10 protein-coding genes and 2 tRNA genes are annotated in these 12,638 nt (G+C 45.5%); all 12 read right to left on the bottom strand.

Annotated features, from left to right (window positions below; genetic code table 11):
- Positions 1-26: 26 nt before the first annotated feature.
- The 12 genes from nlpI to glmM all read right to left on the bottom strand — a co-directional run bounded on the left by nlpI (position 27) and on the right by glmM (position 12,637).
- Positions 27-950, bottom strand: coding sequence for a lipoprotein NlpI (gene nlpI / locus BTO10_RS18830; RefSeq protein ID WP_004740631.1), 924 nt, complete (start codon positions 948-950; stop codon positions 27-29).
- A 124-nt stretch (positions 951-1,074) separates the two neighbouring features.
- The gene (gene pnp / locus BTO10_RS18835) at positions 1,075-3,195 is read right to left on the bottom strand and encodes a polyribonucleotide nucleotidyltransferase (RefSeq protein ID WP_004740632.1); all 2,121 of its coding nucleotides are present in this window, start codon (positions 3,193-3,195) and stop codon (positions 1,075-1,077) included.
- Between the two features lie 356 nt (positions 3,196-3,551).
- A complete protein-coding gene (gene rpsO, locus BTO10_RS18840; protein ID WP_004740633.1) occupies positions 3,552-3,821 on the bottom strand; it encodes a 30S ribosomal protein S15 in 270 nt (89 codons plus the stop codon).
- A gap of 206 nt (positions 3,822-4,027) precedes the next feature.
- Complete coding sequence (gene truB, locus BTO10_RS18845) at positions 4,028-4,981, bottom strand: tRNA pseudouridine(55) synthase TruB (protein ID WP_102423936.1); 954 nt, start codon at positions 4,979-4,981, stop codon at positions 4,028-4,030.
- Positions 4,981-5,394 carry a 30S ribosome-binding factor RbfA gene (rbfA, locus tag BTO10_RS18850; protein ID WP_004738271.1) on the bottom strand — a complete coding sequence of 138 codons (414 nt, stop codon included), beginning with the start codon at positions 5,392-5,394 and terminating at the stop codon, positions 4,981-4,983. The genes truB and rbfA overlap by 1 nt, the downstream gene beginning before the upstream one ends.
- 133 nt (positions 5,395-5,527) lie before the next feature.
- Positions 5,528-8,218 carry a translation initiation factor IF-2 gene (gene infB, locus BTO10_RS18855; RefSeq protein WP_105025490.1) on the bottom strand — a complete coding sequence of 897 codons (2,691 nt, stop codon included), beginning with the start codon at positions 8,216-8,218 and terminating at the stop codon, positions 5,528-5,530.
- 22 nt (positions 8,219-8,240) lie between these two features.
- Complete coding sequence (nusA, locus tag BTO10_RS18860) at positions 8,241-9,728, bottom strand: transcription termination factor NusA (RefSeq protein ID WP_105025491.1); 1,488 nt, start codon at positions 9,726-9,728, stop codon at positions 8,241-8,243.
- A 35-nt stretch (positions 9,729-9,763) separates the two neighbouring features.
- Entirely contained in the window at positions 9,764-10,219 is a 456-nt protein-coding gene (gene rimP / locus BTO10_RS18865) for a ribosome maturation factor RimP (protein ID WP_004738265.1), read from the bottom strand.
- Between the two features lie 234 nt (positions 10,220-10,453).
- Positions 10,454-10,530 (bottom strand) — tRNA-Met (locus BTO10_RS18870).
- A 53-nt stretch (positions 10,531-10,583) separates the two neighbouring features.
- Positions 10,584-10,668, bottom strand: a tRNA-Leu gene (locus BTO10_RS18875).
- Positions 10,669-10,684: 16 nt separating this feature from the next.
- The gene (gene secG / locus BTO10_RS18880) at positions 10,685-11,017 is read right to left on the bottom strand and encodes a preprotein translocase subunit SecG (protein WP_061032508.1); all 333 of its coding nucleotides are present in this window, start codon (positions 11,015-11,017) and stop codon (positions 10,685-10,687) included.
- A gap of 279 nt (positions 11,018-11,296) precedes the next feature.
- Positions 11,297-12,637, bottom strand: a complete 1,341-nt coding sequence (gene glmM, locus BTO10_RS18890; RefSeq protein ID WP_105025492.1) for a phosphoglucosamine mutase — start codon at positions 12,635-12,637, stop codon at positions 11,297-11,299.
- Position 12,638: the final 1 nt, after the last annotated feature.

Genomic DNA, 12,638 nt, shown 5'->3' on the forward strand with positions numbered 1-12,638 from the left:
CGGCTTTGATAGTAAAAATGATCTATTTAGCGAGCATCAGCTTCTTGCTCTGCTTCAGCCAGCTTAGCTTGAGCGAGATGCTCTGCTTTTAGCGTAGTGAAAATACGGCTCAATTCTAAGAAAGAGTAACGATGCTCTACGTATTCAAATACGTTAAAAGAGACCGACAACTTATACAAAGAGATCGCATTCGCGTAGTCACCGTTCATGTGGTAACGCTTAGCCAGATAAAAGTATGTCTCAGTTAAGCGCTGTGCCAGCAACGTATTGTCACGAGTACCCGTTAAGATCGCTTTGAATGCCTGCTCTTCAGTGATGTCATCGAGCATGATAGCGACTAATACCCAGCCCCACTGCTCGTCATGATTCTCATAACGTTTTTGCAGGTCAAGCTTAGCTTGTTCAGGCGTTAGCTCATGCTGAATGATGTATAACCAAAGCGCGCGGAATGGATCGCTCGGATCATCAGCGTAGTGCTTCATCATTTCTTCATTGGCTAAGTCGTAACGCTCACCATAGTAGAGTGCGATAGCGCGGTTTCTCTCTGCATATGAATTCGCAGGATCAAGCTCCAGCGTAGAATCGAAAGATTCATAAGCCGCATCAAACTCCCCTACTTGCGTGAAGTAGACCCCCAAAAGGTTGAAGATATCAGGCTGAGCTGGGTTCAATGAAAGAGATTGATTAAAGTCTAAACGCGCTAAATCCCTCAGGCCGACACTGTCGTAGTAGTTACCACGTTCAAACAGCATCTTAGCTCTAACTTCATCATTCAGATCTGGGCGCTGCAGTAGCTGACTCAAACGTGCAATCTGAACTTCTTGCTGGACGCTCGGTTGCAGTGGCACAGCCATTGGCGGGTAAACCCAACTTGAGGCGTTATCTGATGTTGTTGCACAACCAGTTAGTACAAGCAGTAAACACATACTCGCGGTTTGAAACCATTTCACAAATAATTACTCCTGTTATGACCGCAATTAAAAAGGGGAGCGATATGCTCCCCTTTATAACATGCTTTGTTGACGATAGGTTAAAAATCACTAAAAAGCGATATTACTATCGACACACTGAGAATTACTCAGCAGCAGGTGCTTCGCCTTCAGCTGGCGTTTCAACTGCTTCTTTCATGCTTAGACGTACACGGCCTTGACGGTCAATCTCAAGCACCTTAACAGGCACTTCTTGGCCTTCAGTTAGGTAGTCAGACACTTTCTCAACGCGCTTGTCAGCGATTTGAGAGATGTGTACTAGACCATCTTTACCTGGAAGGATAGTTACGAATGCACCGAAATCAGCTAGGCGAGCAACTTTACCTTGGTAAATGCGGCCAACTTCAACTTCAGCTGTGATCTCTTCGATACGACGGATAGCTTCTTTAGCAGCTGCGCCTTCAGTAGCAGCAATCTTGATTGTGCCGTCATCTTCGATTTCGATTGTAGTACCAGTTTCTTCACAAAGAGCACGGATAACTGCGCCGCCTTTACCGATAACATCTTTGATCTTATCAGAGCTGATTTTCATTGTGTGGATACGTGGAGCGAATTCAGAGATCTCTTCACGAGCACCAGAGATAGCTTCATCCATTACAGAAAGGATGTGCTTACGTGCACCTTGCGCTTGGTTAAGAGCAATTTGCATGATCTCTTTAGTGATACCTTCGATCTTGATGTCCATTTGAAGTGCAGTGATACCGTCGTTAGTACCTGCTACTTTAAAGTCCATGTCACCTAGGTGGTCTTCGTCACCAAGGATGTCAGAAAGAACTACGAAGTCGTCGCCTTCTTTAACAAGACCCATTGCGATACCCGCAACAGAAGACTTGATTGGAACACCAGCATCCATAAGTGCCAGAGATGTACCACATACAGAAGCCATTGAAGAAGAACCGTTAGATTCAGTGATTTCCGATACAACACGAACTGTGTATGGGAATTCATCAACAGAAGGCATTACTGCAGCGATACCACGCTTAGCTAGTTTACCGTGGCCGATTTCACGACGCTTAGGAGAACCTACAAAACCAGTTTCGCCAACACAGTATGGAGGGAAGTTGTAGTGTAGTAGGAAGTTGTCTTTACGCTCGCCTGTTAGCTCATCGATGATTTGAGCGTCACGTTGTGTACCAAGCGTAGCAGTAACGATAGCTTGAGTTTCACCACGAGTGAATAGAGAAGAACCGTGAGTACGTGGAAGAACGCCAGTACGAACATCTAGTGCACGAACCATGTCTTTTTCACGGCCATCGATACGTGGGTTACCAGCGATGATGCTGCGACGTACAACTGTTTTCTCTAGATCGTGGAAGATAGAGTGAACTTCTTTTAGGTTCACTTCTTCGTCTTCAGATACTAGTACTTCGTTAACTTCAGCCGCGATCTCGTGGATACGGTCGTAACGAGTCATTTTCTCTGTGATTTGGTACGCTTCAACTAGCTTAGCTTCTGCAAGCTCAGCGATGCGAGTGTTAAGAGCAGTGTTCTCTTCTGGAGCTACCCAATCCCATGCAGGAGTAGCAACTTCAGCTGCGAATTCGTTGATCGCGTTGATAACAACTTGTTGTTGATCGTGACCAAATACTACCGCTGATAGCATCTCTTCTTCTGTTAGGTTGTCTGCTTCAGACTCAACCATTAGAACCGCACCAGCAGTACCAGAAACAACAAGGTCAAGCTTAGACGTTTCTAGCTCAGTGTTGCTTGGGTTAAGTACTAGTTGACCGTCGATGTGACCAACACGTGCTGCACCGATAGGACCGTTGAACGGGATACCAGAGATAGCAAGTGCTGCAGAAGTACCGATCATTGTTACCATGTCAGGCTGAACGTCTGGGTTTACAGACATTACTGTAGCGATAACTTGAACTTCGTTCTTGAATGCATCTGGGAAAAGAGGACGAATTGGACGGTCGATTAGACGAGCCGTTAGTGTTTCGCCTTCTGATGGACGACCTTCACGCTTGAAGAAGCCACCTGGGATTTTACCAGCAGCGTATGTACGCTCTTGGTAGTTAACCGTTAGAGGGAAAAAGTCTTGACCTTGTACCGCTTCTTTTTTACCAACAACAGATACGAATACTGAAGTATCGTCCATTGTTACCATAACTGCTGCAGTAGCTTGACGAGCAATAACGCCAGTTTCTAGAGTAACTGTGTGGTTACCGTACTGAAACGTTTTTACAACTGGTTTCTCAAACATTGTATTTCCTTTATCTAAAGATTGTTCTTTAGAGTCAGTAAGTTGAAACCCAAAAATCACCAATCGCGACTAGTCGAAGCAGACGGATTTGATTCGCTGTATCGAAAAAAATACAGCGTACATCCACTTTGAATAGTCGCGACCTATTGGCCGACATCTGTGACTGTAACTTCTGGGTCGTATAATACCTATACAGTTAGCTGTACAGGCGAGGCATAGTATAAACTATTTTTATATACAGGGATATTTTCGTACTGAAAAAGCTCCGTGAAATAGTTCAAACTCTGTCTTTCAGGTACAAAAAAAGGAGCAATAAATGCTCCTTTTTCTTCAAACAGTCTTTGCAGACATCGCTATTAGCGACGTAGGCCTAGGCGCTTGATTAGGTCTTGGTAACGAGAAAGGTCTTTACCTTTCAGGTAGTCAAGAAGCTTACGACGGCTAGAAACCATACGTAGAAGACCACGACGGCTGTGGTGATCGCCTTTGTGAGCTTTGAAGTGACCTTGTAGGTGGTTGATAGAAGCAGTAAGTAGTGCTACTTGTACTTCTGGTGAACCTGTGTCGCCTTCAGAGCGCGCGTATTCTGCAACGATTGCTGCTTTAGTTTCTGCATTCAGAGACATAATTCTCTCCTGATAAGAGTAGTTTAATATTTGTAGCAGCCAATCTCTGATTCAGCCGCTACGCGAGCCGAGGATTATAGGGAAGTTTGTCAGTTGGTGCAATAACAATCGATGGCCTTAGAAACGAAAAAAGCGAAGCGCTTAATTTAAACGTTCGCTTTCTATTTTATTGATTCGCTTTTCAAGGCTAAAAGGTATGTTCAGCGTTACGCTTGTGGCTCTTCATCTCTGAAAACAACCAAACGTTTCGGTGCAACTCGACCATCGTCAGCAATCTGAGCAACACCAACAAACAGCTTCTCTTCACCGCTTGTCATGCGAACCGTACCTTCTGTTGGAGCACCAGCAACTTGAACAGGCATACCGTGCTGAACTAGGTCAGTCAGCTCCGCATTCAAGTTAACTTCTGGTAGATCTTCAACGGCAGTATCCATTGGCATCAATAGTGGATCAAGCAGCTCTTTAGGCGCAATATCTTGCTCCTGTGCTTGCTCTAAGATCTCGTTGAGCTGCTCTAATGTTACCATGCGCTCGTAAGGGTATTTCGCAACACCAGTACGACGAAGCATGGTGACGTGAGCACCACAACCTAGCATTTCGCCAAGGTCATCCGTGATCGTACGGATGTAAGTGCCTTTCGAACAGTGCACTTCCATCTCAACTTCATCACCTTCAAAGCGAAGCAGATCAATCGAGTAGACAGTGATCTTACGTGATTCACGTGGCACTTCGATACCAGCACGAGCGTACTCGTACAGTGGCTTGCCTTGGTACTTCAATGCAGAGAACATTGACGGAACTTGATCAGTTTCACCTTTGAAGCTTTCAATGCAACGCTCAAGTTGCTCTTGAGTTACATTCACTTCACGAGTTTCAACCACTTCGCCATCAGAGTCTGAAGTATTGGTACGCTCACCAAGCTTAGCAATCACAACGTAGCGCTTATCAGAATCTAGAAGAAACTGAGAGAACTTCGTTGCTTCACCAAGACAGATTGGCAGCATGCCAGTCGCAAGAGGATCCAGTGCACCTGTGTGCCCCGCCTTCTCTGCAAAGTAAATACGCTTTACTTTTTGCAGTGCATCATTAGATGAAATGCCAGTTGGCTTATCTAACAGAATTACCCCATTAATAGGGCGACCTTTACGACGGCGAGCCATTACTCTTCGCCCTTAGACTGAGTTTCGTCAGTACGGCCTGCTGCTTCTTGCTTACGCTTGTCGTCATTCAGAACTTCACTAACTAGGTTAGACATACGCATGCCTTCTACTAGTGTGTTGTCGTAAGTAAAACGTACTTCAGGTGTTAGACGGTGACGAATACGCTTGCCTAGCGCCATACGGATTGGCACTTCGTGCTCTTTAAGAGCAGCAAGACATGATTCAGGTGTTTGCTCACCAATACATAGGAAAGTAACGAAAACTTTTGCGTACGCAAGGTCACGAGACACTTCTACGTCTGAGATCGTTACCATACCGATACGTGAGTCACGAACTTCACGTTGTAGGATAAGAGCAAGCTCTTTTTGAAGCTGCTGAGACACACGTTGTGTGCGGCTAAATTCTTTTGACATTTTCTTTTCTCACTTAGAAAGATGGGGGGCTTGGTAATTACCAGCCCCCCATGGTGTATTCAACAACCGATTACTTCTTACCTTTACTAGTAATGTTAGTAACCTTAGTCAATATGTCGAGTCGTACAGACGATTAGTCTAGAGTACGTTTAACCTCAACGATTTCGAATACTTCGATCTGGTCACCAACGCGTACGTCGTTGTAGTTCTTAACGCCGATACCACACTCGTAACCATTCTTAACTTCTTGAACGTCGTCTTTGAAGCGACGAAGTGACTCTAGTTCACCTTCGTAGATAACAACGTTGTCGCGTAGTACACGGATTGGGTTGTTACGCTTAATTACGCCTTCAGTAACCATAGAACCAGCGATCGCGCCAAGTTTAGGTGACTTAAATACGTCACGTACTTCAGCAAGACCAATGATCTCTTGTTTGAATTCAGGAGCAAGCATACCGCCCATTGCCTGTTTCACTTCGTCGATCAGTTGGTAAATGATTGAGTAGTAACGTAGATCTAGGTTTTCGTTCTGAACCGTGTTACGCGCAGTTGCGTCAGCACGAACGTTGAAACCAAGGATGATAGCGTTAGAAGCTGCTGCAAGTGTTGCATCAGTTTCAGTAATACCACCAACACCAGAACCTACGATGTTCACTTTAACTTCTTCAGTTGATAGTTTCAGTAGAGAGTCAGCGATTGCTTCTACAGAACCTTGAACGTCAGCTTTTAGTACTACGTTTAGTTCAGCAACTTCACCAGCAGCCATGTTAGAGAACATGTTCTCTAGTTTCGCTTTCTGTTGACGAGCTAGTTTAACTTCACGGAATTTACCTTGACGGTAGTTCGCAACTTCACGAGCTTTACGCTCATCACGTACTACTGTTGCTTCATCACCTGAAGCTGGTACACCAGAAAGACCTAGGATCTCTACTGGGATAGAAGGGCCAGCTGTCGCTACTTCTTTACCGTTTTCATCGCGCATTGCACGAACACGGCCGTACTCTTGACCACAAAGAACGATGTCGCCTTTGTTTAGAGTACCAGACTGAACTAGGATTGTTGCAACTGGACCGCGGCCTTTATCAAGACGAGATTCAACAACAACACCAGATGCCATGCCTTCTTTAACTGCAGTCAGTTCAAGAACTTCAGACTGAAGAAGGATTGCTTCTAGAAGACCATCGATGTTTGTACCCTGTTTAGCAGAGATGTGAACGAACATGTTCTCACCGCCCCATTCCTCAGGGATTACGTCGTATTGAGCTAGCTCATTCTTAACGTTGTCTGGATTTGCACCCTCTTTATCGATCTTGTTCACAGCAACAATCAGAGGAACGCCTGCCGCTTTCGCGTGCTGAATCGCTTCGATTGTTTGTGGCATTACGCCGTCGTCTGCTGCAACAACTAGTACAACGATATCTGTCGCTTGAGCACCACGAGCACGCATTGCAGTAAACGCCGCGTGTCCAGGAGTATCAAGGAAAGTAATCATGCCGTTGTCAGTATCTACGTGGTAAGCACCGATGTGCTGCGTGATACCGCCAGCTTCGCCAGAAGCAACGTGTGCTTTACGAATGTAGTCAAGTGTCGAGGTTTTACCGTGGTCAACGTGACCCATGATAGTAACAACTGGAGCACGGCCTTCAGCGATAGCATCGTTATCACGATCGGCTAGTACTGCTTCTTCAAGCTCGTTTTCTTTACGTAGGATTACCTTGTGACCCATTTCTTCAGCTACAAGTTGTGCTGTTTCCTGGTCGATCACTTGGTTGATAGTCGCCATAGCGCCCATCTTCATCATTACTTTGATAACTTCAGTTGCTTTAACTGACATTTTGCTAGCCAGTTCAGATACAACGATAGTTTCGCCGATAGCAACATCAGATTTAGCAACAGTTGCTGACTTATCGAAGCCTTGCTGCATTGAAGTTGGTTTAGCAAGCTTACCTTTAGCACCACGACCACGTTGGTTACGACCACCACGGTTATTGCCAGGTTGGTTAGCTGGAGCTGCTTTCTTCTTACGACGACGAGGCGCTTTTTCTTCTTTCTGGTCAGCTGCATCTTCAGCTTCACGAGCGTAAGTAGAAGTTGTCACGTGGTAGTCCGCAGACTTCTCTTGTTCTTTCTTCTTCTGCTCTTCTTCAGACCAGCGCGCTTCGTTCTCTTCAGCTAGTTTACGAGCTTCTTCAACTAGCTTCGCCGCTTCAGCTTCAGCTTTACGCTGTGCTTCTTGCTCTTGACGAGCTTTTAGTTCATCCGCTTCTTTTTTCGCTTGTGCGTTAGCGTCTGCATTTTTTGGATTCATGTCTTTTTTAGCCTTTTCAGCTTGGGCGCGTTGAGCTTTTTCTTCAGCTTCACGTTTTGCATCCGCTTCACGTTTTGCTTTCTCATCAGCTTCGCGCTGTGCTTTCTCTGCAGCTTCACGTTTCGCAAGCTCTTCAGCTTCTTTACGTGCTTTCTCTTCCGCTTCACGCTTCGCTGCTTCCTCAGCTTCACGTTTCGCTTCATCTTCAATAGCGCTGCGCTTCACGTAAGTACGCTTTTTACGTACCTCTACTTGAACATCCTTACTCTTACCGCCTCCAGCGGCAACACTTAGCGTGCTGCGGGTCTTGCGTTGAAGAGTTAAACGAGTCGGCTCTGCTTCACCAGAAGTATCGCCATGCTCCTTTTTAAGGTGCGTTAGCAATGTTTGCTTCTCTGAATCAGTTACTTGATCCGACCCTGATTTCTTCATGCCTGCATCAGCAAGTTGTTCAATTAAGCGGTCAACTGGCGTACCAATCTCTTCACTCAGTGCTTTAACTGTTAATTGTGTCATACCGCTTTCTCTCCTTGCTGAATTATTCTTCGTCGCCGAACCAACAGATGTTACGTGCAGCCATGATTAGCTCACCAGCACGTTCTGCAGTTAGGTCTTCAATGCCTTCTAGTTCATCAACGCCTTGGTCAGCTAGGTCTTCCAATGTTGCCACGCCTTTTGCTGCAAGTTTGTAAGCCATTTCACGCTCTAGGCCTTCAAGTGCTAGCAAGTCTTCAGCTGGTTCAACACCGTCAAACGTCTCTTCTTTCGCAAGTGCTAGAGTCGTTAGTGCATCTTTTGCACGGTTACGTAGCTCTTCTACGATGCCTTCGTCTAGGCCATCAACTTCAAGAAGTTCGTTTACTGGTACGTAAGCGACTTCTTCTAGTGTAGAAAAACCTTCTTCAACAAGTAGTTGAGCGAAGTCTTCTTCGATGTCTAGGTGCTTCATGAAGTTTTCAATTGAAGCTACTGCTTCTTCTTGGTGTTTCTTCTGAAGGTCTTCAACCGTCATTACGTTCAGTTCCCAACCAGTTAGTTGAGATGCTAGACGTACGTTCTGACCGCTACGGCCGATAGCTTGTGCTAGGTTGTCTGCTTCAACAGCGATGTCCATTGAGTGTGCATCTTCATCAACGATGATAGAAGCAACGTCAGCTGGAGCCATTGCATTGATTACGAACTGAGCTGGGTTATCATCCCAAAGAACGATATCGATACGCTCACCACCAAGTTCGCCAGAAACCGCTTGTACACGTGCACCACGCATACCAACACACGCGCCCACTGGGTCAATGCGCTTGTCGTTTGTTTTAACAGCGATTTTAGCACGAGAACCTGCGTCACGTGCAGCACCTTTAAGTTCGATTAGCTCTTCACCAATCTCAGGTACTTCAACACGGAATAGCTCAGCTAGCATTTCTGGCTTAGAGCGAGTAATGAATAGCTGGAAGCCACGAGCTTCAGGTTTAACTGCGTATAGAAGACCACGTACACGGTCGCCTGGACGGAAGTTTTCACGAGGAAGTTGGTCATCACGTAGGATTACCGCTTCAGCGTTATTACCTAGGTCTAGGATGATAGTGTCACGGTTAACTTTCTTAACCACACCAGTTACTAGCTCACCTTCGTTGTCGATGAACTGCTCTACGATTTGAGCACGCTCAGCTTCACGTACTTTTTGTACGATAACTTGCTTCGCAGTTTGAGTCGTAATACGGTCAAACGTTACTGACTCGATGTCATCTTCAATGAAACCGCCAAGTTCGATCTCTGGATCGTCAATCTTAGCCGCTTCAAGAGAAATCTCTTTTGTTGGGTTTTCAACAACTTCAACTGCTTCCCAGCGACGGAACGTTTCGAAATCACCTGTTTTACGGTCGATTTCAACACGAACTTCAATTTCTAGTTCGCTTTTCTTTTTTGTTGCCGTTGCAAGCGCGATTTCAAGCGCTTCAAAAATACGCTCACGAGGAACTGCTTTCTCATTAGAAACAGCTTCTACTACCGCCAAAATTTCTTTGTTCATTAATCTAGCCTCTTAAGCTCTTCTCTCTAGGAGAACTAAAATTTAGGGATCAGGTTCGCTTTCGCAATATTGCTTAGGACGAATTCTTCTTCTTGTCCTTCAACTAATACTTTTACTGTCTCGCCTTCAATAGATTGGATATCACCTTTCCATTTACGACGGTTGCCGACAGCCATTTTCAAAACGATGCTTACCTCGTGACCAATAAATTGTTGGTAATGCTCTGCTTTGAACAGTGGTCTCTCTAAACCTGGTGAAGACACTTCAAGGTTATAAGCCACTGAAATTGGATCTTCAACATCCATTACGGCACTTACTTGGTGACTAACTTCGGCGCAGTCGTCTACATTGATACCGTTTGGAGAATCGATGTAAATACGTAGCGTTGAGTGCTCACCAGCACGAATAAATTCTAATCCAACTAACTCATAACCTGATGCTGCTACTGGAGCGTCAAGCATTTCAGTAAGTTGTCTTTCTAAACCAGTCATTTAACCACTCCAGAAACAAAAAAAGGGCTCAAAGCCCAATTTAAATTCCAAGCAAACATTATCTAAACGCATTTACAAATGCTTAGATAACAAAAAACCCCGTATAAGCCGGGGTTTTTGTTGCTGGACCCTTATATGCTAAGTGCCATCACATTCGATATCACACTTAACTCACAGTGAGGTTCACACTGTGCAAACTTGCTACCAATTAAGACTAAATATAGCACTTAAAATTGGTTGCGGGAGCCGGATTTGAACCGACGACCTTCGGGTTATGAGCCCGACGAGCTACCAAGCTGCTCCATCCCGCGTCCGACTTGCGAGCATTATACGCCCAACAAGATGTTTTACAAGTTTGTAAACATGGTGCCGAGAGAGGGACTCGAACCCTCACACCCTAAGGCACTAGCACCTCATGCTAGCGTGTCTACCAATTTCACCATCTCGGCATCAAATCTTTACAGATTATTGTGGAATCTCGTCGCCTTGCGCCGGGACTTCACTCACTGCGTCTTCAGCTTGCTGGATAACCTGACCTTGAGTCGGGTCCATCCACTGTGACTCAGTTTTATGTGTAGACATATTACCAAGCACTAAGCTAAGGACAAAAAATGTAGTTGCAAAAATTGCAGTCATTCGGGTTAGGAAATTTCCTGAGCCACTAGCACCAAACACAGTGTTTGAAGCGCCAGCACCGAAAGAGGCTCCCATATCTGCGCCTTTACCTTGTTGAATCAACACTAGGCCAATTACACCAAGCGCTGCCAACAGGTAAATCACAAGTAGAACTGTAAACATTTTTCCACCTATGTTCCTAATTGTTGAGCCAGCGCCGTTCAAAAAAGTTATTTTCAAGAACAAGGCTAGCGACCTCCTAACTGAAGGCCGAGCAATACTAGCGAATGCGGCGATGGCTGACAAGGAGAATTTGCTAAAAAATAAGCCTTCACCAAGTGAACGGTTAAAAAAAGGCCAAAAGCGACACAAAACCCATTTATGTCCCTTTTGACCTTTATACTATTTAACCCTTGTTACTCGTAGATATACTTGATAGCACTCGCTGAGTAAGGCGCTAAATTAGCAATTCGCTTTTACTGCATCTGCGATCTTAAGTGCTGAAGCTTGAACTAAATCAGCATCTTCACCTTCAACCATTACGCGCAATAGTGGCTCTGTACCAGACTTACGAAGTAGCACACGCCCCTTCTCGCCGAGCTCAGCTTCTACTTCTACAACAGCCGCTTTGACTGCATCTGCTTCCAGTGGGTTTGAATCACCACTGAAACGAACGTTTTCTAGGACTTGCGGGTATAGCGTCATGCCCTGAGAAAGCTCATTCAATGTCATCTCACTGCCAACAACTGAAGCAAGAACTTGCAATGCTGCAACGATAGCATCACCAGTAGTCACTTTATCTAGCAGAATAACGTGACCTGAGTTTTCAGCACCGATCTTCCAACCTTTTGCTAGCAGTTGTTCCATTACGTAACGGTCACCAACTGCAGCGCGTACAAATGGAATACCTAGCTGCTTAAGGCCGTTTTCCATACCTAGGTTGGTCATCAGCGTACCAACAACACCACCTTTCAGCTCACCACGACGCAATGCATCGCGAGCAATGATGTAAGCAATTTGGTCACCATCAACCTTGTTACCTAGTTCATCAACCATGATGATACGGTCACCGTCACCATCAAAGCCAAGGCCTAGTGCTGCTTTCTCTTCTAGCACTTTCGCCTGTAGAGCACGAACATCCGTCGCACCCACTTCGTGGTTAATGTTGGTACCGTTTGGTTCAACACCAATAGCAACAACCTCAGCACCTAGCTCTTTGAATACAGCAGGAGCAATGTGGTAAGTCGCGCCGTGAGCACAGTCAACAACAATCTTCATGCCAGCAAGCGTCATTTGGTTCGGGAACGTGCTCTTACAGAATTCAATGTATCGACCTGCCGCATCGTTTAGACGAACTGCTTTACCAAGCTCAGAAGAGTCAACACACTCAATGTCTTTATCAAGTTCAGCTTCGATCGCCAGCTCGATATCATCTGGAAGTTTAGTGCCTTCAGAAGAGAAGAATTTAATACCGTTATCGTAGTAAGGGTTGTGTGAAGCCGAGATTACGATGCCCGCTTCAGCACGGAATGTTTGTGTTAGGTAAGCAACAGCAGGTGTTGGCATAGGGCCAGTGAACGTCGCTTGTAGACCAGCAGCAGCAAGGCCTGCCTCTAACGCAGACTCCAACATGTAACCAGAGATACGCGTATCTTTACCGATAATAACTTTCTTTGTACCTTGCTTTGCAAGTACACGACCAGCAGCCCAGCCAAGCTTCAGAACAAAATCAGGTGTGATCGGGTACTGGCCTACTTTGCCACGCACACCATCTGTGCCGAAATAACGTCTTTTATCAGACATA

Source organism: Vibrio chagasii (assembly GCF_002954585.1).
Lineage (GTDB): Bacteria > Pseudomonadota > Gammaproteobacteria > Enterobacterales > Vibrionaceae > Vibrio > Vibrio chagasii_A.

Coding starts and splice junctions, on each gene's coding strand:
- pnp (WP_004740632.1), bottom strand. CDS start 3,195: ATGTTTGAGAAACCAGTTGTAAAAACGTTTCAGTACGGTAACCACACA.
- rpsO (WP_004740633.1), bottom strand. CDS start 3,821: ATGTCTCTGAATGCAGAAACTAAAGCAGCAATCGTTGCAGAATACGCG.
- truB (WP_102423936.1), bottom strand. CDS start 4,981: ATGGCTCGCCGTCGTAAAGGTCGCCCTATTAATGGGGTAATTCTGTTA.
- rbfA (WP_004738271.1), bottom strand. CDS start 5,394: ATGTCAAAAGAATTTAGCCGCACACAACGTGTGTCTCAGCAGCTTCAA.
- infB (WP_105025490.1), bottom strand. CDS start 8,218: ATGACACAATTAACAGTTAAAGCACTGAGTGAAGAGATTGGTACGCCA.
- nusA (WP_105025491.1), bottom strand. CDS start 9,728: ATGAACAAAGAAATTTTGGCGGTAGTAGAAGCTGTTTCTAATGAGAAA.
- rimP (WP_004738265.1), bottom strand. CDS start 10,219: ATGACTGGTTTAGAAAGACAACTTACTGAAATGCTTGACGCTCCAGTA.
- secG (WP_061032508.1), bottom strand. CDS start 11,017: ATGTTTACAGTTCTACTTGTGATTTACCTGTTGGCAGCGCTTGGTGTA.
- glmM (WP_105025492.1), bottom strand. CDS start 12,637: ATGTCTGATAAAAGACGTTATTTCGGCACAGATGGTGTGCGTGGCAAA.